The sequence below is a fragment of the Thioclava electrotropha genome, assembly GCF_002085925.2.
In the GTDB taxonomy this organism is placed as follows: domain Bacteria; phylum Pseudomonadota; class Alphaproteobacteria; order Rhodobacterales; family Rhodobacteraceae; genus Thioclava; species Thioclava electrotropha.
Map to the genome: position 1 here is coordinate 1,114,706 of NZ_CP053562.1, position 23,437 is coordinate 1,138,142.

Below are 23,437 nucleotides of genomic sequence, written 5' to 3' on the forward strand. Positions count from 1 at the left end.
GTCTATCAGCGGCCCATTGAACGGTTGGTTAAACGCTGGGCGCGTGTGGTGGCGGGGTCGCGCGGCGCGCGAACGCCCTCGCGACGGATACAAGGGTGGAACGGGACATGATGTAGGGTCCTTTCCTTCGCGCGCGGGGCCGGCACGGATACGTCGATACCGGCACCTGCAGTCCCGGGCATATTGCCTTCTGGGTCAATGATGTAGGTGCTGATGTCAGGACTTCCATGCAGGGCAGGGATGCGCACAGTCTGAGCTGCGACCGGTGAGCGGACGCCCGCGACCGGAGCGAGGCCGCCAGGGGCGGGCTTTCCGGTGCGTTTGGCGACGCGCTCCGCCGCAAAAAAAGACCGGCCCCCGTCGCTGCTTTCAAGCAGGGCGCATGCGACCGTCCCCGAAACGGGGAGGGAGGCGCGCCGTGCGATCCGCAGCGACATGGGTCCGGTCCTTTCCTTGGTCAGGATGCAGGGCCGCGTGCGCCGCGACCCCGCCTGTCTCAATAGGGCTTATTCGCCCTTGATCGCTTTCATCACAGCTTCGCCCAGCGTAGCGGGGCTGTCTGCGACGACGATACCAGCCGATTTCATGGCTTCGATCTTCGATTCCGCATCGCCCTTGCCGCCCGCGACGATCGCGCCGGCGTGGCCCATGCGACGGCCGGGAGGGGCCGTGCGGCCAGCGATGAAGCCAGCGGTCGGCTTCCAGCGACCTTTTTTCTTCTGCTCGGCGAGGAATTCCGCGGCTTCTTCTTCCGCCGAACCACCGATCTCACCGATCATGATGATCGATTCCGTTTCCGGATCGTCGAGGAACATGTCGAGCACGTCGATATGCTCGGTGCCCTTGATCGGGTCACCGCCGATGCCGACGGCCGAGGACTGGCCCAGACCCATATCGGTGGTCTGCTTGACCGCCTCGTAGGTCAGCGTGCCCGAACGCGACACGACGCCGACCGAACCACGCTTGTGGATGTGGCCGGGCATGATGCCGATCTTGCAGGCGTCGGGCGTGATGACACCAGGGCAGTTCGGGCCGATCAGACGCGACTTGGAGTCGATCAGCGCGCGCTTGACCTTCATCATGTCGAGGACCGGGATGCCCTCGGTGATGCAGACGATCAGCTCCATTTCCGCGTCGATCGCTTCGAGGATCGAGTCAGCCGCGAAGGGCGGCGGAACGTAGATCACCGAGGCGTTCGCTTCGGTCTTGGCTTTCGCCTCGTGGACCGAGTTGAAGACCGGCAGGCCGAGATGCTCTTGGCCGCCTTTGCCGGGCGTCACGCCGCCGACCATCTTGGTGCCGTACGCGATTGCCTGCTCGGAGTGGAAGGTGCCCTGCGAGCCGGTGAAGCCCTGGCAGATGACCTTGGTGTTTTCGTTGACGAGAACTGCCATGATTCTTAGCCTTTCACCGCTTTGACGATTTTTTCTGCGCCATCCGACAGGTTGTCGGCGGCGATGACGTTCAGGCCGGAATTCGCGATGATTTCCTTGCCTTTTTCGACGTTGGTGCCCTCGAGGCGGACGACCAGCGGCACTTCGAGGCCGACTTCCTTCACCGCAGCGATCACGCCTTCGGCGATGATGTCGCAGCGCATGATGCCGCCGAAGATGTTCACGAGGATACCTTTGACGTTTTTGTCCGAGGTGATGATCTTGAACGCTTCGGTCACTTTCTCTTTCGTGGCGCCACCGCCAACGTCGAGGAAGTTCGCCGGTTCCGCACCGTAGAGCTTGATGATGTCCATCGTGGCCATTGCGAGGCCCGCGCCGTTCACCATGCAGCCGATCTCACCATCGAGCGCGATGTAGTTGAGGTCGTATTTCGACGCTTCGAGCTCTTTACTGTCTTCTTCGGTCTCGTCGCGCAGGGCGGCGATGTCCGAGTGACGGTAGACGGCGTTGCCGTCGAAGCCGAGCTTGGCGTCGAGAACCTTCAGGTTGCCGTCGGTCATGACGATCAGCGGGTTGATCTCGAGCATCTCCATGTCCTTCTCGACGAAGGCTTGGTAGAGCTTGCCGAGAAGGCCGACCATCTGCTTCACCTGCGGGCCTTCGAGGCCGAGCGAGAAGGCGACGCGGCGACCGTGGAACGGCTGGTAGCCGGTGGCCGGGTCGATCGAGAAGCTGAGGATTTTCTCGGGCGTGTTCGCCGCGACTTCCTCGATGTCCATGCCTCCTTCGGTCGAGGAAACGATCGAGACGCGCGAGGTCACGCGGTCGACGAGCAGCGCGAGATACAGTTCGCGCTCGATGTCGGAGCCGTCTTCGATGTAGACGCGGTTGACCTGCTTGCCCGCCGGGCCGGTCTGGTGCGTCACGAGCGTCTTGCCGAGCATCTGCTTGGCGAGCGTTTCAGCCTCTTCGACCGATTTGGCGAGGCGGACACCGCCCTTTTCGCCGGCTTCGGCTTCCTTGAAGTGGCCCTTGCCGCGACCGCCGGCGTGGATCTGCGCCTTGACGACCCAGAGCGGACCATCGAGTTCGCTGGCTGCGGTCTTCGCTTCTTCGGCCTTGAGGACGACACGGCCGTCAGAGACCGGTGCGCCATAGCTCTTGAGAAGCTGTTTGGCCTGATATTCGTGGATATTCATCCTTGGATACCCCATGCTGGTGCGATTTGAGGGGGTTCTAGGCTGTTAAGCGGGGCGGACAAACCGAAATCGCGACATTCTGCCCCACTCGCCCGGAAAAAGCGACATACGTGATCACAGCGCGGAAAGGTGTGATCACAAATTGGAAAATGCTGCGCTGTGGCATGGGAGCACTGGCACGACTCGGTTAATTGAACCTATCTGCGCAGAGGGCATCGGCAGGGATCGAATTTAGATGACGCAAGGGCAAGATATGCCGCGCTGGGGCGTGGTGGCGACGGTCGACGAGCCCGCGGCGCTGGTGGCCGCCTATGTCGCGCATCATCTGAGCATCGGCGCGAGCGAGGTCCACGTCTTCTTCGACCGCCCGAACCCCGAGGCCGAGGCGCTGCTCGCCCCGGTCGACGGCGCGTTCATTCACCATTCCGGCGATGACGACTGGGCGCGCAGCTGGCGCAAGAAACGCCCCGCGCGCCATCAGGGCCGCCAGAAATACAATGCGACCCGCGCGCTGAACGAAACCAAGCTGGATTGGATGATCCATTGCGACGCGGACGAGTTCGTGAGCCTCGCGCGCCCGCTCGAATGGGAGCTGGCGAAGACGGGCGAACAGAAAGCGTGGCTGCGTCTCGAAATGGACGAACGCTGCTATCTCGACCGCAACCCCGGCCCGGACATCTTTAGCGGTGTCTTTAGGCGACGCTGGGACGGGTTTCAGGAGGACGGGCTGATGTTCTACGGTCTCCGGTCGCGCTTTCTAAAGAAGGGCCTCGCGGGCCATGTCGCCGGAAAACCTGTCGTGCGGGCTGGGCGCGGCTATGCGATCGGGGTGCATTACCCGCTGAAAGACTGGGACAGCAAGGAAAACGATCTGCCTTATCGGCCCAGCTATAATGGTCGGCTGATGCATTTCGACGGGCTGACGCCGTTGCACTGCATCCTCAAGATGCTGCGTCGCGCGACGACGAAGGTGAAGGGCCAACCCGTGCCCTATGTCGGGTCCCGCAAGGCGCAATTCGCTGAGGCCGCTGAGCGCGCCGCCGATCCCGCCGAGCTGATGAGCCTCTGGTGGGAGGTGCAGGGGATGCGCGATTACGAGGCCGATGAGCTGGAAGCCCATGAGCTGCTGATCCGACCAGAAGTGAAAATAGCCGCCGAGACCCGCGCGCTGTTCGGTGACAAGGTCGATCTTTCGCTCGCCGCCTTCGATCGCGCGCTGCTTCTCCATGAGGCCGAACTGATCGCGCGGCTGCGCGAGGAGTTCGGTTTCGACCCGGAGCCGCTCGTCAGTTCAGCGTGAACATCATCATGCCGGTCCGTCCGCCAACCAGCCGCGAAAAGCGCGTCCAGTTCTCGGGCGTCAGCATCGGCGTATCGGTGAAGAAAGGATCGAGTGCCCAACCCTGAACCACTCCGGTCAGCGGCAGTGGCGTGGGATTTTCTAGCCACGCGCCCAGATCGACCCCGACGGGCACGCGCCAGAAGGGGAAGGACTTCTCGCTCGTCAGCAGCACCTCGCCATCGCTCAGCACGCCCCGCCATGTCTCTCCCAGACCGTCGGGGAATTCCACGCCAAGCGCCTGATCCTGCGCGTCGCTCGGAATCCATTCCGCCTGATTGTCGGTCTCGGCCTCAGCCAGATCCCAGAACTGCCGGTTATCCGCAATCATCGCCAGCCAATGATCCCGCGCGGCACGGGTGCGCGGCGGATCGGGCTGCTGGTGGAGCATGTCGAGCACCGCCGCCGCCGGGTCGATGAAGCTGAACATCATCAGACCGTCCATCGACGTGGCTTGCCCGGTCCCCATCGCCCTGTCGCGCGCGTCCACGAGTTTCGCATAGGTGGCCATCACGCGGGCGATGGCCGGTTCAGGGTCGAAGGCCAAGATTAGCTCACCCACGCCCGAGACCAGATGCGTATAGGCCGAAAGCCAGGCCGCATCCGCATTGTCGAAGCGCACGATCCGCGAGGCGCCCGGGGTGGCCTCCGGCGCGCGGGGCATGAAGGCACCGCGCAACAGCGTCACCGCGTCCTCGCCGTCGTCACGCGTGCCATTGCCGTTCAGGTCAAACCAGAGATCGTTCAGGTTGATCGCAAGACCGAACTCCTGTCCATCGGCCAGCCCGTCGAGCGCGGTCTTGGCGCGATCCATGCCTGCGATCAGCGCCTCGCTTTCGCGCGTGACCGCGTCGGCGGTGAAGGTTTCGCGCGGCGCGTCGCGCCTGCCGGGAAGGTTGCCCACGAAGGGCATCAGCACACGGGCACCGCCTGCTTCCAGCTGCCAGCGCATCGTCGCCTCGAGGCTCGCGAGGAATTCCAGCCCCCCGAGCGCGAAACGGTCCTTCGGGTCAAGCGCGTCCTGCGATTGCAGATCGGCGAGCACCGGCGCGATCCCTTCCGCCCCGATCCGCGCCGAAATCGGATCGGCGGCAGGTGCCTCGCTTCGCGCGATCTTGGCGGTCACCGGCCCGTCCTGCGCATGCGCGCTGATCGGTGAAAGGGCAAGAAGAACGGCAAGGCAAGGGGCGAGACGGGCGGAACACATGGCACTCTCCAAAACAAAGGGCGCGCCAGTAAAGGCGCGCCCCAAGATTGGATCAGTCCTGTCTTTCGATCAAGCGAGCGTGCTGTCGATGCCTTTGCAGGCGGCCACGAGACCTTTGACTGCGTCGACCGACTTGTCGAACATCGCCTGCTCGTCCTTGTTGAGCTTGATGTCGATGACCTTCTCGATGCCTTTGGCGCCGATCACGGTCGGCACGCCGACATAGAGACCGTCGAGGCCGAGCGCACCTTTGACGTAAGCCGCACAGGGCAGAACGCGCTTTTGGTCTTTCAGGTAGGCTTCCGCCATCTCGATCGCCGAAGTGGCCGGGGCGTAGAAGGCCGAACCGGTCTTCAGCAGGCCCACGATCTCTGCGCCACCGTCACGGGTGCGCTGGATGATCGCGTCGAGTTTCTCCTGCGTGGTCCAGCCCATCTGCACGAGGTCGGGCAGCGGGATGCCACCGACGGTCGAGTAGCGTGCGAGCGGCACCATGGTGTCGCCGTGGCCGCCGAGCACGAAGGCGTTCACGTCACGCATCGAGACGCCGAATTCCAGCGACAGGAAGTGACGGAAGCGGGCCGAGTCCAGAACGCCCGCCATGCCGACGACTTTCTCTGCCGGCAGGCCGGAGAATTGCTGCAGCGCCCAGACCATCGCGTCGAGCGGGTTGGTGATGCAGATCACGAACGCGTCCGGTGCGTGGGCGGCAATGCCTTCGCCGACCGATTTCATGACCTTGAGGTTGATGCCCAGCAGATCGTCGCGGCTCATGCCCGGCTTGCGCGGAACGCCAGCCGTCACGATGCAGACATCCGCGCCCGCGATACCGGCGTAATCGTTGGTCCCCTTGAAGGAGCCGTCGAAGCCCTCGGACGGGCCCGATTCCGCGATGTCGAGCGCTTTGCCCTGCGGCGTACCTTCGGCGATATCGAACAGAACGACGTCACCGAGTTCCTTGATGGCGGCGAGATGGGCGAGCGTACCGCCGATCTGGCCGGCGCCGATAAGGGCGATCTTGGGTCTGGCCATTTGGTCCTCCGGGTGGATGGATTGGAAAATAGATCGCAGGTGGAGTAGCCCTTTGGCTCGCAAAGGGCAAGGGCGCTGCGCTGCGGCGACACTGTTTGTATGCACTCGTATGCCGAAACTGGTTCCGCACACTGACGTGCGGTTCCGTTTCGTCACGGGCCGTGTCAGCAAGGGGGCAAGACGGGGCAGAGCGATTCTGTGACCCGCAGGGAAGGGAGCATCCGAATGGAGTTGAGCCTGCTCGGTTGGGCGCTGGCGCTGCTCGCCGCGGTGATGGTGGGGCTGTCGAAAGGCGGTATCCCGATGGCGGCCTCGATCTCGGTCCCGGTCCTGACGATCGTGATGGACCCGGTCGCGGCGGCGGGCCTGTTGCTGCCGGTCTATATTGTCGCGGACATGTTCGGTCTCTGGGCCTATCGCAAGCATTTCGACAAGCGGGTGCTCGCGATCATGATCCCGGCCACGACGATCGGGATCGGCATTGGCTGGGCCACAGCCGAGGTCGTGTCAGAACGCTGGGTGACGCTGATGGTGGGGGTGATCGGGGCGCTTTTCGCGCTGAACGCGCTGTTCCGGCATCGGCATGGCGCGCGACAGGAGGCGAAAGTCGCGCCGGGTGTCTTCTGGGGCACCATCGCGGGCTTCACCAGCTTCGTCAGCCATTCGGGCGCGCCGCCCTTTCAGGCTTACACGATCCCGCTGAATCTGCCGAAACAGGTCTTTGCGGGCACGGCGACGGTTCTCTTTACCTATGTGAACCTTGCGAAACTCGGCCCGTTCATCGCGCTGGGCGAGGTGAACTGGGACAGTCTCGGCACCGCGTTGATCCTGGCGATCCCTGCCTCGGCTTCGGTGTTCCTTGGCGTCTGGCTGGTGAAGCGCATGCCTACGGAGATCTTCTTCAAGGTGGTGATCTGGGCGCTTCTGCTGATCTCGCTGAAGCTGATCCAGCAAGCGATCACCGGGTGAGGGCGGCGCTTAGAGCGCCGCGTCCTTTTCCTTGAGCGTCCCGTCGAGCTCTTCGAATGCCTCGCCCGAAGCGATCAGGCAACTCACGCCATCCGCCGGTGTGACGATGATCGTCCAGTTGCCCGCCTCGGCTGCGAAGATCTCCAGCACGGAGTTGTTCGCGGAGAGCGCCACCATGCGGCGGCTCTCGTGATATTTCGCTTCGAGATTGGCCACGATCTCATCTCGCTTGCCGCAGGCGCGCGACGGATCAGACGGGTCCCGCGTCTCTCCGTAAGAAGCTTGTGCGAAGCCGATCGCTGCGGCCAGGCCGAGCGTTAGCACATAAGTTTTGTTCAGCATTTTGATCCCTCTGAGGTCATCATCAAAGAGTGACGGCCCAGCTGTCAAGAAAGCTTTACGTCGCGGCTCCGTATCGCTGAATGCTGTGATTTTTCTGCGTTGCGGCAAATCTGGACTTGCCGATTCTGTCTCATTCGTGCGATTTGGCGAAAGAAAATTGCGAGATGGAGAATCAAATGGCCTGCCCGACCCGTTCCGTGCTCTACATTCCCGGCTCGAAAGAGCGTGCGCTGGAGAAGGCCACCGGGCTTGCCTGCGACGCGATCATCTTCGATCTCGAGGACGCCGTGGCGATCGACGAGAAGGCCAATGCGCGCGCGCTGCTCGCGAAGACGCTGACCGAGGTCGATTACGGTCCGCGCATGAAGATCGTGCGGATCAACGGGCTCGACACCGAATGGGGGCGCGAGGATGTGCTGGCCTTCGCCGACGCGATCCGCAACGGCGCCAAGGTCGATGCGATCCTGATCCCGAAGGTCTCGACCCCCGCCGATCTCGTCGAGGTGGCGGACCTGATTCAGGGCGTGCCGCTCTGGGCGATGATGGAGACCGCGCTGGGGATGCTCAACGCGGGCGATATCGCGGCCTATCCGCGGCTCGAAGGCATGGTGATGGGCACAAACGATCTCGCGAAGGAGCTCGGGAGCCGTTTCCGCGCCGACCGTCTGCCGATGCTTCCGGGGCTGGGCCTGTGCCTGCTGGCCGCGAAAGCGCATGGCAAGATCATCGTCGACGGCGTCTATAATGCCTTCAAGGATGACGAGGGGCTCAAAGCCGAATGCGAGCAGGGCCGCGACATGGGCTTTGATGGCAAGACGCTGATCCACCCGGCGCAACTCGAGGTCTGCAATGCGGCGTTCGCGCCCTCCGAGGCCGAGATCGACCTCGCCCGACGTCAGATCGCTGCCTTCGAGGAAGCCGAGAAAGCGGGGCAGGGTGTCGCGGTCGTGGATGGAAAGATCGTCGAAAATCTGCATATCGTCACGGCGCGGCAAGTCCTCGCCAAGGCGGAGGCGATTGCCGCGCTTGGCAGCTAAGAGGCAATCGCAATGGCACTACTCATCCTCGGCGTCCTGATCTGGTCGCTCGCACATCTGGCAAAACGGATCTTTCCGGGCTTCCGGCGCGCGCTCAAAGGGGCCGAGCGTCCGATGGTCGCCGCGCTTCTCCTGATCAGCCTCGTTCTGATGTTCGTCGGCTGGCGCGCCGCCGATCCGGTCTTCTACCTCTGGACGCCGAACGCGGCGCTCAAGGGGATCAACAACCTGCTGATGATCTTCGCGGTCTACCTGTTCGCCGTTTCGGGCATGAAGCTCTGGCTCAGCGGCAAGATCCGTCACCCGCAGCTGACCGGCGTGAAGACCTGGGCCTTTGCGCACCTTCTGGTCAATCCGACCCTGCCGGGGATCATCCTGTTCGGCGGCCTGCTCGCCTGGGCGGTGGTCGAAGTCATCCTGATCAACAAGAAGTCGAAGCCCGCCAAGGTCACCCCCGAGGTGAAGATGGGCAAGGAGATCGGCGGGATCGTCGGCACGCTGGTCCTCTACGGCCTGATCGCCTCGATCCACTTCTGGTTCGGCCACAACCCGTTCGGAGCCTGATATGCAGATCTACCGCCTTCTGACCGAGGAAGACACCTCGGCCTTCTGTCACAAGGTCAGCCGCGCGCTGTCCAAGGGCTGGGTGCTGTATGGCGATCCGCAATATGCCTACGATCAGGCGAATGGCGTGATGCGCTGTGCCCAGGCCGTGACCAAAGAGATCGAGGGTGAGTATCACCCCGACATGAAGCTGGGAGAGCAATGATGGGCAAGACCAATCCGGGCCGTTTCTTCGAGGATTACAAGCTGGGCGACGTGATCCGTCACGCCGTCCCGCGCACCGTGGCAGAAGGGGAGCGCGCGCTCTATCACGCGCTCTACCCGGCGCGCCATGCGCTCTATTCCTCGGACGAATTCGCGGCGGCCTGCGGATTGGAGGGCTCGCCCATCGACGATCTGATCGCCTTTCACGTCGTGTTCGGCAAGACCGTGCCGGATGTCTCGCTCAATGCGGTGGCCAATCTCGGCTATGCGGAAGGGCGCTGGCTGAAGCCGGTCTATCCGGGCGACACGCTGCGCTCGGAGAGCGAGGTGATCGGGGTCAAGCAGAACTCCAACGGCAAGTCGGGCGTGGTCTATGTCCGCACCCGCGGGCTGAACCAAGTGGGCGAGACCGTGCTGGAATATGTCCGCTGGGTGATGGTGCGCAAAGGCGATCTCGACGCCCCTGCGCCGGAGACGGTATTGCCCGATCTGGCATCGGTCGTGGCGCCTGCGGACCTGGTGATCCCGGAGGGGCTGAGCTTCGACGATTACGATTTCGATCTGGCGGGCGAGCCGCATCGCTGGGGCGATTACGAGATCGGCGAGAAGATCGACCATGTGGACGGCGTCACCATTGAGGAAGCCGAGCACATGATCGCCACGCGGCTGTGGCAGAACACCGCCAAGGTGCATTTCGACGCGACATTCCGCGAGGACGGCCAGCGTCTGATCTATGGCGGTCATGTGATCTCGATGGCCCGCGCGCTGTCCTTCAACGGGCTGGCGAACGCCCAGATGATCGTGGCGCTCAATGGCGGGGCGCATGCCAATCCCTGCTTCTCGGGCGATACGGTGAAGGCATGGTCGGAAGTACTCGACAAGGCGGAGACCGGCGCGCCCGGTGTGGGCGCGATCCGTCTGCGTCTGGTCGCCGTGAAGCAGGGCGCGCCCGAGTTCGCCTATAAGGGAGAAGACGGCAAATACCTGCCCGAGGTGCTGCTCGATCTCGACTACTGGGCACTGATGCCGATCTGAACCCGGCTCGAGAGACTCACTCGCGGGGGCAGGGCGCCCGCGAGCGTTAACATGTGATCACGCACAGAATTTATGTGATCACAAAGCGAATTTTTCGCCGCTCTTTATGCGTAAATGACAGGTTTTCAAGCTTGCCCCCCGTGACTTGGGAGAAATTTACGCTACTAAAAGAGCCAATTCCGGCCAGCTCCGCGCCAGCGCGTGCCTCCGATTGAGGCCGACGAGAGCGCCGAGCCCAGCGAAAAGGGACCGATCATGGCTGAAGCGAAACAGGTTGAGCGTCCGCTTTCCCCGCACCTTCAAATTTACCGCCCGCAGATGACGTCTTTCTCGTCGATCATGACGCGGATCACCGGCAACGGCATCATCGTCGGCGTGCTGCTGCTCGTCTGGTGGCTTCTCGCCGCCGCGACCAGCCCCGAGTACTTCAACTTCGTGAACGCGATCGCGACCTCGTGGTTCGGCGATCTCGTCTTCACTCTGTCGCTGCTGGGCGTCTGGTATCACTACCTCGCCGGCATCCGGCACCTCATCTTCGATGCGGGTAAATACATGGACATCAAATCCGCCGAGATGCTCGGCTGGATCTGCACCATCGGTTCGGTCGTGCTGACCGTGCTGACCCTCATCATCATCCAATTCTGACGGAGGCCCTCATGCGTTACCTCACCGACCGCAAGCGCGCCGTGGGCAAGGGCGCCTCGGGCACCGGCCCCGAGCATCACTGGTGGATGTCGGCCTCGGCCGTGGCTCTCGCCTTCATGATCCCGACCTGGCTCTACATCGTCGGCACCACGCTCGGCGCCGATCAGCAGACCGTGATCACGACCTTCTCGCAGCCCTTCCCGGCCATCCTGACCGCGCTGGTCGTGATCGTCGGCATGCGCCACTTCGCGAAGGGCACCGAGATCTGGATCGAGGACTACATCCACGGCACCGCCGCAAAGGCGACCAAGATCGCGATGCATTCGCTGGCTTACGTGATCATGGCGACCGCACTCTATGCACTCGGCAAGATGGTCTTCATCGGCCTTCTGCTGGGCAACTGAACGGGACGAGATAATGGCTGCTTACGAATACGAAACGCATAATTACGACGTGGTCGTGGTCGGCGCCGGTGGCTCGGGTCTGCGCGCCACGCTCGGCATGGCCGAACAGGGCCTGCGCACCGCCTGCGTGACCAAGGTCTTCCCGACCCGCTCGCACACGGTCGCCGCACAGGGCGGTATCGCCGCCAGCTTGGGCAACATGGGCCCGGACAGCTGGCAGTGGCACATGTACGACACGATCAAGGGCTCGGACTGGCTCGGCGATAACGACGCGATGGAATACCTCGCGCGTCACGCCCCCAAGGCCGTCTACGAGCTCGAGCACTACGGCGTGCCGTTCTCGCGCACCGAAGAGGGCAAGATCTACCAGCGTCCCTTCGGCGGCCACACCACCGAATACGGTGAAGGCCCGCCCGTGCAGCGCACCTGTGCCGCCGCGGACCGCACCGGTCACGCGATCCTGCATACGCTCTACGGTCAGTCGCTGAAGAACAACGCAGAGTTCTACATCGAATATTTCGCAATCGACCTGATCATGTCCGATGACGGGCAGTGTCAGGGTGTCGTCTGCTGGAAGCTCGACGACGGCACGATGCACGTCTTCAACGCGAAGATGGTTGTGCTGGCGACCGGCGGTTACGGCCGCGCCTATTTCTCGGCCACCTCGGCCCATACCTGCACCGGCGACGGTGGCGGCATGGTCGCGCGGGCCGGTCTCGCGCTGCAGGACATGGAATTCGTGCAGTTCCACCCGACCGGCATCTACGGCTCCGGCTGCCTGATCACCGAGGGCGCACGCGGCGAGGGTGGTTACCTGACCAACTCCGAGGGCGAGCGCTTCATGGAGCGTTATGCGCCGACCTATAAGGATCTGGCATCGCGCGACGTGGTGTCTCGCTGCATGACGATGGAGATCCGCGAAGGCCGCGGCGTGGGCGAGCACAAGGACCACATCTTCCTCAACCTCAGCCACCTTCCGCCGGAAGCCCTGGCCGAGCGTCTGCCGGGCATCTCGGAATCCGCGAAAATCTTCGCCGGTGTCGACGTCACGAAAGAGCCGATCCCGGTTCTGCCGACCGTGCACTATAACATGGGCGGTATTCCGACGAACTACCACGGCGAAGTCATCAACCCGAAAGAGGGCGATCCCGATGCGATTGTGCCTGGCCTGATGGCCGTGGGCGAGGCGGGTTCGGCGTCTGTGCACGGTGCCAACCGTCTGGGCTCCAACTCGCTGATCGACCTCGTGGTCTTCGGCCGTGCCGCCGCGATCCGCGCTGGCAAGGTCGTCGACGCGGATGCGTCCAACCCGGTCATCCCGAAAGCCAAGATCGACGCGATCTTCGAGCGCTTCGACAAGGTGCGTTACGCGGATGGCGGCACGCCGACTGCCGAGCTGCGCGACGAGATGCAGCGCACGATGCAGGCGGATGCGGCGGTGTTCCGCACCGACAAGACGCTGGCCGAGGGTGTCGAGAAGATGAAGGCGGTCGCCGCCAAGCTCGACGATCTCAAGGTCACCGACCGCTCGCTGATCTGGAACTCGGACCTGATGGAAACGCTGGAACTCGAGAACCTGATGCCGAACGCGCTGGCGACCATCGTCGGGGCCGAGGCGCGCAAGGAAAGCCGCGGGGCGCACGCGCACGAGGACTATCCCGATCGCGACGACACCGAATGGCGTAAGCACTCGATCATGCATGTGGAAGGCGCGAATGTCGATCTGACCTTCCGCCCGGTCCACATGGACCCGCTGACCCCCGAGGATCAGGGCGGGATCGAGATCAAGAAGATCGCGCCGAAGAAGCGGGTCTACTGATGCGTCACGCACCGGCATATGGGCTTCTCGCGGCAGGGCTTGGCCTTGCCGCCTGCGGCCCTATTCCGGTCGAGCAGGCAGAGCGCCAGTGCTACGCCCAGTTCGCGCCCAAACCGCCCATCTCGGGCGAGGCGGGCATGGGAGTGACCAATGACGGCTTCCGCTCGAACATGAAGGTCGAGCTCAATGTCGGGGCCTATGTGCAGGGCGATCCCTCTGCGGCGTACGACTCCTGCGTTTTCAGAAAATCCGGCCGAATGCCCACGCGGCCGCTCTATTCGTACTGACGGAAAGGGGACCAACCATGGTTCAGTTCACGCTTCCGAAGAATTCCAAGATCCGCGTCGGCAAGACCTGGCCGAAGCCGGATGGCAAGAATATCCGCAAGTTCCAGATCTATCGCTGGGACCCGGATACCGGGGAGAACCCGCGTCTCGACACTTATTTCATTGATATGGATAAGTGCGGGCCGATGGTTCTCGACGCGCTCTTGAAGATCAAGAACGAGATCGACCCGACGCTGACCTTCCGCCGCTCCTGCCGCGAAGGCATCTGTGGCTCCTGCGCGATGAACATCGACGGGATCAACACGCTGGCCTGTATCTACGGCCTCGACGAGGTCAAGGGCGACGTGAAGATCTACCCGCTGCCGCACATGCCGGTGGTGAAAGACCTGATCCCCGACCTGACCATGTTCTACGCCCAGCACGCGTCGATCATGCCGTGGCTCGAGACCAAGACGAACCGTCCCGAGAAGGAATGGCGTCAGTCGATCGAGGACCGCAAGAAGCTCGACGGTCTGTATGAGTGCGTCATGTGCGCCTCGTGCTCGACCTCGTGCCCGAGCTACTGGTGGAACGGCGACAAATATCTCGGCCCGGCAGCGCTGCTGCACGCCTATCGCTGGATCATTGACAGCCGCGACGAAGCGACGGCAGAGCGTCTCGATCAGCTCGAAGACCCCTTCAAGCTCTATCGTTGCCACACGATCATGAACTGCACCAAGACCTGCCCGAAAGGTCTGAACCCGGCGAAAGCGATTGCCGAGATCAAGCGGATGCAGGTCAACCGGGTCGTCTGATCCGATGCATATATTGGGGTGAGCCTACGGTTCACCCTCAACGATTTGTGGAAGGGGCGGCGTGAGCCGCCCTTTTTGCTGCGTTGCGGCAAATGCATATCGCACATGCAGCATTTTGGGTTTGAATCCGCGGAAAAATCCCTAAATCGGGTGTCAGGGAGGAACTCGAAACGTGACTGGAGAGAGTTCCATGGTCGACATCGTCAAATTCCCCAAAGGGGCGCAACCGATCCAGGTGGCCGAAGAGCATCTGGCTTACTACACCCCTGAGAAGTCCACGCCCGTATTCATCCCGACCGCGAAGACCGAAAATACCGACGGTCTCGAAGCGGTCGAGCTGATGTACGAGTATTACACCGCGGCTTGAGCGGTGACCTCCCGAATAGTTCTGTCGTGACTACCCCGGCTTCGGTCGGGGTTTTTCTTTGCGCCTTTCGCTCTTGGTCGGGGCAGGGCAGAGTGGCGGCGACAAGGAGGGAGCCCCATGCATCCGACGCCTGAGCACGCCGCACCCGAAGACGCCGAAGCCCGCCGCGCCATCGCCCCGGTGATCTGTTACCCGACCGACGCGCTGCCCGCGCCGGACTTGTCCGCCTATCGCGCCGCGCGTGAGGGCTGGGAGAAGGTCGTCGATCTGCGCGTGCCCCCGCGCGAGGCGCTGGCTTTCGACGTGCCTGCCGGGCATTTCTTCCGCATCGCTTCGGTCGAGGGGCCGCAGGTGGGCGATCTGAACCTGTTCTCGGCGGACCTGTCCGAGCGGTTCTATTCCGGCAAGACCCGCGCGCTGCATGGCACGCATCTGAGCCGCGGCGACCGAATGTGGTCGGGCTTTCCGACGATGCGCCCGTTGGCGACGATCACCGAGGATACGCTCGACTGGTATGGCATCGACGCGTTCGGTGGCTCGGTCCATGATGTGATCGGCACGCGCTGCGATCCTTATACGCATTGTCTGCTCTCCGATGGCGGGCAGTATCACCATTGCTGCCATTCGAATCTGACCCGTGCGCTGGCCGAGGCCCGCGATCTGCCGCTGCGCGAGGCGGAGGCGATGGTGCATGACGTGCTCAACGTCTTCATGTGCACCGGCTTCACCCGCGACACCGGGCAGTATTTCATGAAGGCGAGCCCGGTGCGCCCCGGCGATTATCTCGAATTCTTCGCAGAGACCGATCTGCTGGGCGTGCTCTCGGCCTGTCCGGGCGGGGATTGCTCGTCCGAGCACAGCTCGGACACGGCCGCCTGCTTCCCGCTGGGTGTGGAGATTTACCGCCCGAAATCAGCGCCCGAAGGCTGGGCGCCGCCTGCGCCCAACGCTTACGACCGCAGCCACGGGCTTTAACGGTTCGAGGTCAGCGAAACGAAGACTTCCTCCAGCCCCGGCTGTTCGCTCGCGATATCGCGAATCTCGACATCGGCTGCGCGCAGCGCATCGAGGATATCCTCCGCCGAGGTGTCGGTGCGCGAATAGGAAAACGCCATCTGTCCACCCGGGCGGGTCTCCAGCGTGACGCCTTCGGGCAGGCGGATCTCCTGGCTGACCTCATTGCGCGGCTCGACCACCAGCGCCTTACGGTCCATCCGCTTGAGCAGGTTCGGCGTGGTGTCGCGCACGATCAGCTCGCCATTGTTGATGATGGCGATCTCGTCGCACATTTCCTCGGCTTCCTCGAGGTAGTGCGTCGTCAGGATGATCGTCATCCCTTGCTCGTTGAGTTTGCGGACATTGCGCCACAGCATCGCGCGCAGCTCGATATCGACGCCTGCGGTCGGCTCGTCCAGCACGAGGATCTGCGGGCGGTGCACCAGCGCCTTGGCCAGCAATAGCCGCCGCTTCATCCCGCCCGAGAGGTTGCGCGCATAGGCCTCGGCCTTGTCCGACAGGCCCACCAGTTCGAGAATCTCGTCGGTCCAGCGCTCGGATTTTGGCACGCCGTAAAGGCCCGCCTGCATCTCCAGCGCCGCGCGCGGCGTGAAGAACGGGTCCATGTTCAGCTCCTGCGGCATCACCCCGATCGCGGCGCGCGACTGGCGCGGGTTCACGTCCTGATCGAAGCCCCAGATCACGACGCGCCCGTCGGTTTTCTTCACCAGACCCGCGAGAATATTGATCAGCGTCGACTTGCCCGCCCCGTTCGGCCCCAGCAGCCCGAAGATCGAGCCTTCGGGGATCGACAGGTCGAGCCCCTTCAGCGCTTCCTTCGGTTCCTGCTTCTTGCCGCCTGCATAGGTCTTGCGCAGCCCGGTAACTTCGATTGCCTGCTGTTCCAACTTGCCCCGCCTTTCGCGATTGCTAGAATGAAGCCCAAATTCAGGGCGCGGTTTTCGTGCCTTATATAGACGGAGCATCCATGACTGCCACCCATTCGCCTAATGCCCCCGAGGCACCCGAGACCGAGGTCGTCACCACCTGGAAGGTCGCCTGCGATGGCGGCGAGGGGGCGTTGGGTCATCCGCGCGTCTGGCTGTCGATCCCGCGTGACACCGGTTTCGTCGAATGCGGCTATTGCGACAAGAAATATGTGATCGACCGCGATCACGCGCATGACGATCACTGAGCCACTTTTGACGCCCGAGCGCGCGGCGCGGGTGAAAGCCAGCGCGGCGCGGCTCGACTTCGAGGATCCGTCGCTGTTTCGCGACGCCTTCGCGCGGCTTTTTGCGGCCCATCCCGAGCTTGATCAGGTGTTGCCCAACAGCGAAGGCGGGCAGCAGCTGAAATATGCCGCGATGATGGAAGTGATCCTCTCCACGCTCGATCCGCCCGAAGAGCAGGAGCTGGAACTGCCCGGCCTCGGCCAGATGCATGTGCTCTTCGGAGCCGAGCCGGACTATTACGTGTGGCTGTCAGAGGCGGTGATCGCGGGCCTCGCGGCCAAGCTGGGCGATCACTGGACGCCCGAACTGGCCGCCGACTGGGCCGAGTTGTTCAGCAAGGTCTCGGCCCAGATGATGGCCGGGGCCGCGGCGCTGGAAGATCAGCTCTAGGCACCGGTCTGGCTGCCGCGCCTCACTTATCCTTCTTCGCCGCCGCCTTCATCCGTTCGAGCAGCGCAGCCTTCGGGTCTTTTTTCCCGTACGGCGTCTTGTCACTGCCATAGGCGTTGTGCTCGGCATGTTTGGGCGTGTTCTTCGGCGGCCTTGCGCCACCCATTTTGGAATAATCCATCGGTTCGATCCTTTGCGGTTGCCGCTTGAGATGGGGGATTTCAGGGGTTCTGGCAAGGGCTCTCCGCATATCCTTGGGTACGGGCGACCAGCCCGGGCCGCGCCCGACCCTCCCCCGGGAGGGCGCATTGGCGATGGCGCGCGGGCCCGGCGGTCTTTCGGGCTTGCGAGATAAACTGCCCAAACCAGACGACAGCGAAGCGCCCACCCAAGGCTCGGGCGCGGCCCTCCGCTTCAAGCTCCGATCCTCTTCCCCTCCGCACCCCCCTGTGGCACAACCGGGGCCAACGCGCGAAGGAGGGCTCTCGCAATGGCATTCGGCAAAGGCTGTCACCTGCATCTTATCGACGGTTCGGCCTTCATTTTCCGCGCCTATCACGCGCTGCCGCCGCTCACGCGCAAGTCCGACGGGCTGCCGATCGGGGCGGTCGCGGGCTTTTGCAACATGCTGTGGAAGTACATCGAAGACGCCAAGGGCTCGGACGCGCCGACCCATGCGGCGGTGATCTTCGACAAGGGCAGCCACACCTTCCGCAATGACCTCTACGATCAATACAAGGCCAATCGCGACGAGATGCCCGAGGAACTGCGCCCGCAGATCCCGCTGACCCGCGAGGCGACCAAGGCCTTCAACATCGCCTGCGAGGAGCTGGCGGGATACGAGGCCGACGATATCATCGCGACGCTCGCCCGTCAGGGCCGCGAGGCGGGCGGCCGCGTGACGATCATCTCTTCCGATAAGGACTTGATGCAGCTCGTCGGTGGCGGGGTCGAGATGTTCGACGCGATGAAGAACCGCGCCATCGGCGTCGAGGAGGTCGAGGCCAAGTTCGGCGTCGGCCCCGAGCGCGTGATCGACGTGCAGGCGCTGGCGGGCGACTCGGTCGACAACATTCCCGGTGCGCCCGGCATCGGCGTGAAGACCGCGGCGCTTCTCATCAACGAATATGGCGATCTGGACACGCTGCTGGAGCGCGCCTCCGAGATAAAGCAACCCAAGCGTCGCGAGACGCTGATCGAGAAGGCCGACCAGATTCGCCTCTCGAAGCGGCTGGTGACGCTCGACGATCAGACCCCCATCGAATTCACGCTCGACGATCTGGAAATCCGCGAGCCGGATGTCGACACGCTGATGGGCTTCCTCAACGAGATGGAATTCCGCACGCTGACCCGCCGCGTGGCCGAGAAATTCGGTGCCGAGCCGCCGGCCGCGCCCGAGGTCTCGGACGTGCCCGCCAGCCATGACAACGCTACGCCCGAGGTCGAGCAGCCGCCCTTCGATCCCGACAGCTATATCTGCATCCGCGATGCCGAGACGCTGACGCAATGGCTCGATGAGGCCCGCGCCAAGGGCTGGGTTGCGGTCGATACCGAGACGACCTCGCTCAACGAAATGCAGGCCGAACTGGTCGGCGTATCGCTCGCCATTGAGGCGGGGAAAGCGGCGTATCTGCCGCTCGGGCATAGCAAAGGCGAAGGCGATCTCTTCGGCGGAGCCGAGCGCGCCGAGGGGCAGATGGACCTCAAAGAGGCTCTCGCGCTGCTCAAGCCCGTGCTCGAGGATCCTGCGATCCTCAAGATCGGGCAGAACATGAAGTATGACTTCAAGATCTTCGCCCGCCACGGCATCCGCGTCGCGCCCATCGACGACACGATGCTGATGTCCTACGCGATGTTCTCGGGGCTCCACGGCCATGGGATGGATGCGCTTTCGGATCGCTACCTCAACCACCAGCCGATCCCGATCAAGGAACTGATCGGCTCCGGCAAGAGCCAGATCACCTTCGACAAGGTCGAGATCGACAAGGCCACGCGCTACGCCGCCGAGGATGCCGATATCACGCTGCGCCTCTGGCAGCAGTTCAAGCCGCGGCTCCATCGCGAACAGGTCACCACCGTCTATGAGACGCTGGAGCGCCCGATGGTCCCGGTGCTCGCCGATATGGAAATGGCCGGCGTGAAGGTCGACGCCTCGGTGCTGTCGCGCATGTCGAACGCCTTCGCGCAAAAGATGGCGCAGCTAGAGGACGAAATCGCCGAGATCGCGGGCCAGCCCTTCAATGTCGGCTCGCCGAAACAGCTGGGCGAGATCCTGTTCGACACGATGGGCGTCGAGGGCGGCAAGAAGGGCAAGACCGGCGCCTATGGCACCGGGGCGGACGTGCTCGAAGACGTGACCACGATGGAGGACACCAACCCGCAGGCTGCGAAGCTGGCGGCGCGGGTGCTCGATTGGCGGCAGATCTCGAAGCTGAAATCGACCTATACGGATGCGCTGCAAACCCATGTGAACCCGGATACGGGCCGCGTTCACACCTCCTATTCTATCGCGGGCGCGAATACCGGGCGTCTGGCTTCGACCGATCCGAACCTGCAGAACATCCCCGTGCGCTCCGAGGAAGGCCGCCGCATCCGCGAGGCGTTTGTCGCGCGCGACGGCTGCAAGATCGTCTCGCTCGACTATAGCCAGATCGAGCTGCGCATCCTCGCCCATGTCGCGGATCTTCCCGAGATGCGCGAAGCGTTCAAGGACGGCCTCGACATCCACGCGGCCACCGCGTCGGAGATGTTCGATGTGCCGCTGGATCAGATGACGCCCGAAATCCGCCGTCAGGCGAAGGCGATCAATTTCGGGGTGATCTACGGGATTTCGGGCTTTGGTCTCGCGCGCAACCTGCGCATCCCGCGCGCCGAGGCGCAGGGCTTTATCGACCGCTATTTCGAGCGTTTCCCCGGTATCCGCAAATACATGGACGACACCGTGGCCTTCGCCAAAGAGCACAAATTCGTCCAGACCCTGTTCGGGCGCAAAATCCACACGCCCGATATCGGCGCGAAGGGACCGTCGGCGGGCTTCGCCAAGCGCGCCGCGATCAACGCGCCGATCCAGGGGGCAGCGGCCGATATCATCCGCCGCGCGATGGTGCGGATGCCCGAGGCGATCGAAGGCATCCCCGCGCGGATGCTGCTACAGGTGCATGACGAATTGATTTTCGAGGTCGAGGAGGCTGCGATCGACGACCTGATCAAGACCGCCCGTGCCACGATGGAAGGCGCGGCGGAACCTGTGATGAAACTCTCGGTGCCGCTGGTCGTCGATGCGGGGCAGGGCGATAGCTGGGCCGCCGCTCACTGAGCCGCGGGCTGACGCACCAACAGATTGGTCACGCGCCGTGCAAACGGCGCGACGATCAACACCGACGGGTAGGAGAGCATCCAGCTGGACACCCAGCTTGCCACCCACAGCGCCGTGAAGTCTTCCACCATCCCCGTCGCGCGGTAGGTCGCGATACCCGAGACCAGAAACGACATGATCCCCGACAGGATCAGGCTGAAAATGAAATGCGCGTAGCGGGCGGGGATCATCGGGTCTCCTCCTTGGGCCGGAAAGTCAGTCGCTCGCATTTTGGTGATTGGACGTGAGCACGCAACGCACAAACCTGTGTGTTCATTCGCGCAGAGACACCGTCCCGCATTGACCCTGCCGCCCGGCAATGTTGAGACTGCGCATGCCTCCGGCGGGGATATTTGCGCCAAGCCGAAACACGCGCCTTGCTTTCGGCTTGGTCCAAATATCCCCCGCGGAGCGTCCCAACCGCGCCTCAGGCGCCGAAATCCGAGAAAGGCGCCCATGCCCCACGATCATCATCACCACCACAATCTGGACAATGCCAGTGACAACCGTGTGCTCTGGGCGGTGGTCGTCAATGTCGTGCTTACCTTTGCGCAGGTCTTCGGCGGGGCGATCGCGGGCTCGATGGCGCTGATCGCGGACGGGGTGCATAACTTCTCCGACGCGGCGGCGCTGGTGCTGGCCTTCGGGGCGCGCAAACTGGCCAAGCGCGGGGCGGATGCGGCGATGAGCTTCGGCTGGTCGCGCGCCGAGGTCATCGCGGCCTTCGTCAATTACATCGCGCTGATCTTGATCTCGGTCTGGCTGGTCGTCGAAGCGGTGGGGCGGATGATCCACCCGCCGCAGGTCGATGGCTGGATCGTGGTCTGGCTGGCGACGCTGGCGCTGATCATCGATCTGGCGACCGCCGCGCTGACCTATGCGCTTTCCAAGCACAGCCTGAACATCCGCGCGGCCTTCCTGCATAACCTCGCCGATGCCGGCGCCTCAGTCGCGGTGATCGTGGGCGGTATCGTGATCCTTCTCTACGATTGGCGGCTGGTCGACCCGATCCTGACCATTGGCATCTCGGTCTTCATCCTGTGGCATGTCGCGACCGATCTGAAACCGGTGCTGCGCATCCTGATGCTGGGCGCGCCGCCCGAGAAGGATTGTACGGAAGTGCAGGGCGCGCTGGGCGAGGTCGAGGGCGTTTCGAGCGTCCACCACGTCCATCTGTGGCAGATCGACGAGAAGCGTGTCTCCGTCGAGGCGCATCTGGTGCTGGACGAGGGGCGGGATTACGCAACGGTCATCGCGCGGGCCAAGGATATGCTGGCGCATCAGTTCGGCATCCACCACGCGACGCTGGAGCCGGAAAGCGCGAGCTTGGGCTGTGCCGATCACGCGGACCATGACGACCACGAAGATCACGATCACTCAGATCATGGGCACGCAGATCATGCGCACGCGGGCCAACCGGCGCATTGAGTTAACGTGGAAGCCAGCCCAGCGTTTCCCGCGTCTCCGCCTGCGGGGTGTATTCCGCTGACGCATAGCCCTCGTAGCCATCGGCATCGAGCGTCGCGAAGAAACCTTCCAGATCGATCTTGCCCGAACCGGGGCCGCCGCGCCCCGGGGCATCGGCAAATTGCACATGGGCCGCACGGTGACCATGCTTCGCCCAAGCTCCCGCCACATCGCCGGTCAGCATCTGCGCGTGATAGGCGTCGAATTGCAGATGCAGGTTCGGGGCGGCGACCGCATCGAGGATATCCGCCGCCTGATCGAAATCGTTCAGGAAATAGCCCGGCATGTCGGTCGGGTTGATCGGCTCGATCGTCAGGCGCCGTTTTGGCGCGCGCGCCGCCGCCCATTTCAGGTTCGCGATATAGGTCGCACGGGCCTCCGCGCCCTCGGCCTTGCCCGCCATGATATGGATGACGCGCGGCTTCAGGATATCCGCGAAGCGCATCGCGCGGTCGAAATCGCGGCGGAAGCGGTCTTCCAGCCCCGGCACGGCGGCGAAGCCCCGATCGCCGCCCGTATAATTCGGCGGCGGCACGTTCATCAGCACGAAGCTCAGGTCGTGACGGATCAACTCGTGGCGCATCTCCTGCGCGGAGGCGTCGTAGGGGGAAAGCACTTCGACCGCATCGAAGCCGGCCTGTTTCGCCGCTTTGAACCGCTCCATGAAGGGCAGTTCGGTGAAGAGGAAGGTCAGGTTCGCTGCGAAACTCGGCACGTTACAATTCCGCCGCGCGCAGGATCGGGAAGAAGCTGCCCGCCGAGATCACGCCGGTCCAGTCCTCGCCCTCATGCTCGCGCGTCACGGCCAGATCGACGAGCCGGTAGAAGCTCTTGCGATCGATCAAAGCCTCCAGCCCGCGGCGCACATGCAGGTAAGGGCGGGGCTCGCCATCCTCGCTATGCTCCACCCGGATCGCGTGCTCCGCATCGGCCAGAACCACGTCGCCCACATTGGTCGTGAAGCGAATCGACTGGTCGTCGCCTTCGCCCTCGGTTGTGAAATCGACGGCGATGAAAGGCGCGTCCTCGACCCGGATACCGACCTTCTCGACCGGGGTGACGAGATAGTATTTCCCGTCCTCGAGTTTCAGAATCGATGAAAACAGTCGCACCAGCGCCTCGCGGCCGATGGGCGTGCCAAGATAGAACCATGTCCCGTCGCGGCGGATCTCCATATCGAGATCGCCACAGAAGGGCGGATCCCACAAATGCACGGGCGGCGGGCCCTTTTTGCTGGCTTTCTTGGCGGCATCGGCAAGCCCGTCTGCCGTCGGGGAAGGGGTCGAAACTGTCTGTTTGTGATCCGTCATGTAAATTTGGCCGTTGGTCGGAGCGTGGATATCTGCTTTGCTGGGA

Annotated in this window: 27 protein-coding genes; 17 read left to right on the top strand and 10 right to left on the bottom strand. The window is 63.3% G+C overall.

Annotated features, from left to right (window positions below):
* Positions 1–506: 506 nt before the first annotated feature.
* Both sucD and sucC read right to left on the bottom strand, forming a co-directional pair.
* Positions 507–1,394, bottom strand: a complete 888-nt coding sequence (sucD, locus tag AKL02_RS05485) for a succinate--CoA ligase subunit alpha (RefSeq protein WP_075776193.1) — start codon at positions 1,392–1,394, stop codon at positions 507–509.
* 5 nt (positions 1,395–1,399) lie between these two features.
* Positions 1,400–2,593: an ADP-forming succinate--CoA ligase subunit beta gene (sucC, locus tag AKL02_RS05490; RefSeq protein ID WP_083079201.1), complete on the bottom strand. Its 1,194-nt coding sequence runs from the start codon at positions 2,591–2,593 to the stop codon at positions 1,400–1,402.
* Positions 2,594–2,828: 235 nt separating this feature from the next.
* Between sucC and AKL02_RS05495 the strand changes: the two genes are divergently transcribed.
* Positions 2,829–3,893: a glycosyltransferase family protein gene (locus AKL02_RS05495; protein ID WP_083079200.1), complete on the top strand. Its 1,065-nt coding sequence runs from the start codon at positions 2,829–2,831 to the stop codon at positions 3,891–3,893.
* Here AKL02_RS05495 and AKL02_RS05500 read toward each other — a convergent pair.
* Positions 3,880–5,139 carry a hypothetical protein gene (locus tag AKL02_RS05500; RefSeq protein ID WP_083079199.1) on the bottom strand — a complete coding sequence of 420 codons (1,260 nt, stop codon included), beginning with the start codon at positions 5,137–5,139 and terminating at the stop codon, positions 3,880–3,882. The two genes, AKL02_RS05495 and AKL02_RS05500, sit on opposite strands and share 14 nt — an antisense overlap.
* Before the next feature lie 69 nt (positions 5,140–5,208).
* On the bottom strand, positions 5,209–6,171 hold the full coding sequence (gene mdh, locus AKL02_RS05505) for a malate dehydrogenase (RefSeq protein WP_078539780.1): 963 nt from the start codon (positions 6,169–6,171) through the stop codon (positions 5,209–5,211).
* A gap of 225 nt (positions 6,172–6,396) precedes the next feature.
* Between mdh and AKL02_RS05510 the strand changes: the two genes are divergently transcribed.
* Complete coding sequence (locus tag AKL02_RS05510; protein WP_083079198.1) at positions 6,397–7,140, top strand: sulfite exporter TauE/SafE family protein; 744 nt, start codon at positions 6,397–6,399, stop codon at positions 7,138–7,140.
* Positions 7,141–7,149: 9 nt separating this feature from the next.
* Here AKL02_RS05510 and AKL02_RS05515 read toward each other — a convergent pair whose 3' ends face one another.
* Positions 7,150–7,482, bottom strand: coding sequence for a hypothetical protein (locus AKL02_RS05515; RefSeq protein ID WP_216644087.1), 333 nt, complete (start codon positions 7,480–7,482; stop codon positions 7,150–7,152).
* Positions 7,483–7,646: 164 nt separating this feature from the next.
* Here AKL02_RS05515 and AKL02_RS05520 point away from each other — a divergent pair, with 164 nt between their 5' ends.
* The 11 genes from AKL02_RS05520 (at position 7,647) to AKL02_RS05570 (ending at position 15,613) form a co-directional block, all read left to right on the top strand.
* Positions 7,647–8,519 carry an HpcH/HpaI aldolase/citrate lyase family protein gene (locus AKL02_RS05520; protein WP_083079197.1) on the top strand — a complete coding sequence of 291 codons (873 nt, stop codon included), beginning with the start codon at positions 7,647–7,649 and terminating at the stop codon, positions 8,517–8,519.
* Positions 8,520–8,531: 12 nt separating this feature from the next.
* Positions 8,532–9,083: an NnrU family protein gene (locus AKL02_RS05525; RefSeq protein WP_083079196.1), complete on the top strand. Its 552-nt coding sequence runs from the start codon at positions 8,532–8,534 to the stop codon at positions 9,081–9,083.
* 1 nt (position 9,084) lies between these two features.
* Positions 9,085–9,288 (top strand): DUF1737 domain-containing protein, encoded by a 204-nt coding sequence (locus tag AKL02_RS05530; protein ID WP_083079195.1) that lies wholly within the window; start codon positions 9,085–9,087, stop codon positions 9,286–9,288.
* Positions 9,288–10,322: a MaoC family dehydratase gene (locus AKL02_RS05535; protein WP_083079194.1), complete on the top strand. Its 1,035-nt coding sequence runs from the start codon at positions 9,288–9,290 to the stop codon at positions 10,320–10,322. Before AKL02_RS05530 ends, AKL02_RS05535 begins: the two co-directional genes overlap by 1 nt.
* Positions 10,323–10,577: 255 nt before the next feature.
* Positions 10,578–10,967 (top strand): succinate dehydrogenase, cytochrome b556 subunit, encoded by a 390-nt coding sequence (sdhC, locus tag AKL02_RS05540; RefSeq protein ID WP_078546141.1) that lies wholly within the window; start codon positions 10,578–10,580, stop codon positions 10,965–10,967.
* A gap of 11 nt (positions 10,968–10,978) precedes the next feature.
* A complete protein-coding gene (locus tag AKL02_RS05545) occupies positions 10,979–11,371 on the top strand; it encodes a succinate dehydrogenase, hydrophobic membrane anchor protein (protein ID WP_078539774.1) in 393 nt (130 codons plus the stop codon).
* A gap of 13 nt (positions 11,372–11,384) precedes the next feature.
* Positions 11,385–13,190: a succinate dehydrogenase flavoprotein subunit gene (gene sdhA / locus AKL02_RS05550; protein ID WP_078603979.1), complete on the top strand. Its 1,806-nt coding sequence runs from the start codon at positions 11,385–11,387 to the stop codon at positions 13,188–13,190.
* Positions 13,190–13,477, top strand: coding sequence for a hypothetical protein (locus AKL02_RS05555; protein ID WP_078569498.1), 288 nt, complete (start codon positions 13,190–13,192; stop codon positions 13,475–13,477). Before sdhA ends, AKL02_RS05555 begins: the two co-directional genes overlap by 1 nt.
* 17 nt (positions 13,478–13,494) lie before the next feature.
* Complete coding sequence (locus AKL02_RS05560) at positions 13,495–14,271, top strand: succinate dehydrogenase iron-sulfur subunit (RefSeq protein ID WP_078539771.1); 777 nt, start codon at positions 13,495–13,497, stop codon at positions 14,269–14,271.
* 190 nt (positions 14,272–14,461) lie between these two features.
* The gene (locus tag AKL02_RS05565; RefSeq protein ID WP_158522076.1) at positions 14,462–14,638 is read left to right on the top strand and encodes a hypothetical protein; all 177 of its coding nucleotides are present in this window, start codon (positions 14,462–14,464) and stop codon (positions 14,636–14,638) included.
* 117 nt (positions 14,639–14,755) lie between these two features.
* On the top strand, positions 14,756–15,613 hold the full coding sequence (locus tag AKL02_RS05570) for an urea carboxylase-associated family protein (protein WP_083079193.1): 858 nt from the start codon (positions 14,756–14,758) through the stop codon (positions 15,611–15,613).
* On the opposite strand, the gene AKL02_RS05575 is transcribed toward AKL02_RS05570, so the two are convergent.
* The gene (locus tag AKL02_RS05575; protein ID WP_232621720.1) at positions 15,610–16,542 is read right to left on the bottom strand and encodes an ABC transporter ATP-binding protein; all 933 of its coding nucleotides are present in this window, start codon (positions 16,540–16,542) and stop codon (positions 15,610–15,612) included. The two genes, AKL02_RS05570 and AKL02_RS05575, sit on opposite strands and share 4 nt — an antisense overlap.
* 80 nt (positions 16,543–16,622) lie before the next feature.
* Here AKL02_RS05575 and AKL02_RS05580 point away from each other — a divergent pair, with 80 nt between their 5' ends.
* Positions 16,623–16,829: a zinc-finger domain-containing protein gene (locus tag AKL02_RS05580; protein ID WP_078519710.1), complete on the top strand. Its 207-nt coding sequence runs from the start codon at positions 16,623–16,625 to the stop codon at positions 16,827–16,829.
* Positions 16,816–17,259 carry a globin domain-containing protein gene (locus AKL02_RS05585; protein ID WP_083079191.1) on the top strand — a complete coding sequence of 148 codons (444 nt, stop codon included), beginning with the start codon at positions 16,816–16,818 and terminating at the stop codon, positions 17,257–17,259. Before AKL02_RS05580 ends, AKL02_RS05585 begins: the two co-directional genes overlap by 14 nt.
* A 22-nt stretch (positions 17,260–17,281) precedes the next feature.
* Here AKL02_RS05585 and AKL02_RS05590 read toward each other — a convergent pair whose 3' ends face one another.
* Positions 17,282–17,440, bottom strand: coding sequence for a hypothetical protein (locus tag AKL02_RS05590; protein ID WP_165757027.1), 159 nt, complete (start codon positions 17,438–17,440; stop codon positions 17,282–17,284).
* Positions 17,441–17,749: 309 nt separating this feature from the next.
* Between AKL02_RS05590 and polA the strand changes: the two genes are divergently transcribed.
* Positions 17,750–20,575 (top strand): DNA polymerase I, encoded by a 2,826-nt coding sequence (gene polA / locus AKL02_RS05595; RefSeq protein WP_083079190.1) that lies wholly within the window; start codon positions 17,750–17,752, stop codon positions 20,573–20,575.
* Here polA and AKL02_RS05600 read toward each other — a convergent pair.
* Positions 20,569–20,805, bottom strand: coding sequence for a DUF2798 domain-containing protein (locus AKL02_RS05600; RefSeq protein WP_078519707.1), 237 nt, complete (start codon positions 20,803–20,805; stop codon positions 20,569–20,571). The genes polA and AKL02_RS05600 overlap by 7 nt on opposite strands.
* A gap of 265 nt (positions 20,806–21,070) precedes the next feature.
* Between AKL02_RS05600 and AKL02_RS05605 the strand changes: the two genes are divergently transcribed.
* Positions 21,071–22,042, top strand: a complete 972-nt coding sequence (locus AKL02_RS05605) for a cation diffusion facilitator family transporter (protein WP_083079189.1) — start codon at positions 21,071–21,073, stop codon at positions 22,040–22,042.
* Between the two features lies 1 nt (position 22,043).
* Here the strand turns inward: AKL02_RS05605 and AKL02_RS05610 are convergent, their stop codons facing one another.
* Positions 22,044–22,796, bottom strand: a complete 753-nt coding sequence (locus tag AKL02_RS05610) for a hydroxypyruvate isomerase family protein (protein WP_083079188.1) — start codon at positions 22,794–22,796, stop codon at positions 22,044–22,046.
* A 1-nt stretch (position 22,797) separates the two neighbouring features.
* On the bottom strand, positions 22,798–23,391 hold the full coding sequence (locus AKL02_RS05615) for a DUF1285 domain-containing protein (protein WP_078569491.1): 594 nt from the start codon (positions 23,389–23,391) through the stop codon (positions 22,798–22,800).
* Positions 23,392–23,437: the final 46 nt, after the last annotated feature.

What these genes read in the sequence shown, in the direction of transcription:
- sucD (WP_075776193.1), bottom strand. Translation starts at nt 1,394, where the DNA reads ATGGCAGTTCTCGTCAACGAAAACACCAAGGTCATCTGCCAGGGCTTC.
- sucC (WP_083079201.1), bottom strand. Translation starts at nt 2,593, where the DNA reads ATGAATATCCACGAATATCAGGCCAAACAGCTTCTCAAGAGCTATGGC.
- AKL02_RS05495 (WP_083079200.1), top strand. Translation starts at nt 2,829, where the DNA reads ATGACGCAAGGGCAAGATATGCCGCGCTGGGGCGTGGTGGCGACGGTC.
- AKL02_RS05500 (WP_083079199.1), bottom strand. Translation starts at nt 5,139, where the DNA reads ATGTGTTCCGCCCGTCTCGCCCCTTGCCTTGCCGTTCTTCTTGCCCTT.
- mdh (WP_078539780.1), bottom strand. Translation starts at nt 6,171, where the DNA reads ATGGCCAGACCCAAGATCGCCCTTATCGGCGCCGGCCAGATCGGCGGT.
- AKL02_RS05510 (WP_083079198.1), top strand. Translation starts at nt 6,397, where the DNA reads ATGGAGTTGAGCCTGCTCGGTTGGGCGCTGGCGCTGCTCGCCGCGGTG.
- AKL02_RS05515 (WP_216644087.1), bottom strand. Translation starts at nt 7,482, where the DNA reads ATGCTGAACAAAACTTATGTGCTAACGCTCGGCCTGGCCGCAGCGATC.
- AKL02_RS05520 (WP_083079197.1), top strand. Translation starts at nt 7,647, where the DNA reads ATGGAGAATCAAATGGCCTGCCCGACCCGTTCCGTGCTCTACATTCCC.
- AKL02_RS05525 (WP_083079196.1), top strand. Translation starts at nt 8,532, where the DNA reads ATGGCACTACTCATCCTCGGCGTCCTGATCTGGTCGCTCGCACATCTG.
- AKL02_RS05530 (WP_083079195.1), top strand. Translation starts at nt 9,085, where the DNA reads ATGCAGATCTACCGCCTTCTGACCGAGGAAGACACCTCGGCCTTCTGT.
- AKL02_RS05535 (WP_083079194.1), top strand. Translation starts at nt 9,288, where the DNA reads ATGGGCAAGACCAATCCGGGCCGTTTCTTCGAGGATTACAAGCTGGGC.
- sdhC (WP_078546141.1), top strand. Translation starts at nt 10,578, where the DNA reads ATGGCTGAAGCGAAACAGGTTGAGCGTCCGCTTTCCCCGCACCTTCAA.
- AKL02_RS05545 (WP_078539774.1), top strand. Translation starts at nt 10,979, where the DNA reads ATGCGTTACCTCACCGACCGCAAGCGCGCCGTGGGCAAGGGCGCCTCG.
- sdhA (WP_078603979.1), top strand. Translation starts at nt 11,385, where the DNA reads ATGGCTGCTTACGAATACGAAACGCATAATTACGACGTGGTCGTGGTC.
- AKL02_RS05555 (WP_078569498.1), top strand. Translation starts at nt 13,190, where the DNA reads ATGCGTCACGCACCGGCATATGGGCTTCTCGCGGCAGGGCTTGGCCTT.
- AKL02_RS05560 (WP_078539771.1), top strand. Translation starts at nt 13,495, where the DNA reads ATGGTTCAGTTCACGCTTCCGAAGAATTCCAAGATCCGCGTCGGCAAG.
- AKL02_RS05565 (WP_158522076.1), top strand. Translation starts at nt 14,462, where the DNA reads ATGGTCGACATCGTCAAATTCCCCAAAGGGGCGCAACCGATCCAGGTG.
- AKL02_RS05570 (WP_083079193.1), top strand. Translation starts at nt 14,756, where the DNA reads ATGCATCCGACGCCTGAGCACGCCGCACCCGAAGACGCCGAAGCCCGC.
- AKL02_RS05580 (WP_078519710.1), top strand. Translation starts at nt 16,623, where the DNA reads ATGACTGCCACCCATTCGCCTAATGCCCCCGAGGCACCCGAGACCGAG.
- AKL02_RS05585 (WP_083079191.1), top strand. Translation starts at nt 16,816, where the DNA reads ATGACGATCACTGAGCCACTTTTGACGCCCGAGCGCGCGGCGCGGGTG.
- AKL02_RS05590 (WP_165757027.1), bottom strand. Translation starts at nt 17,440, where the DNA reads ATGGATTATTCCAAAATGGGTGGCGCAAGGCCGCCGAAGAACACGCCC.
- polA (WP_083079190.1), top strand. Translation starts at nt 17,750, where the DNA reads ATGGCATTCGGCAAAGGCTGTCACCTGCATCTTATCGACGGTTCGGCC.
- AKL02_RS05600 (WP_078519707.1), bottom strand. Translation starts at nt 20,805, where the DNA reads ATGATCCCCGCCCGCTACGCGCATTTCATTTTCAGCCTGATCCTGTCG.
- AKL02_RS05605 (WP_083079189.1), top strand. Translation starts at nt 21,071, where the DNA reads ATGCCCCACGATCATCATCACCACCACAATCTGGACAATGCCAGTGAC.
- AKL02_RS05615 (WP_078569491.1), bottom strand. Translation starts at nt 23,391, where the DNA reads ATGACGGATCACAAACAGACAGTTTCGACCCCTTCCCCGACGGCAGAC.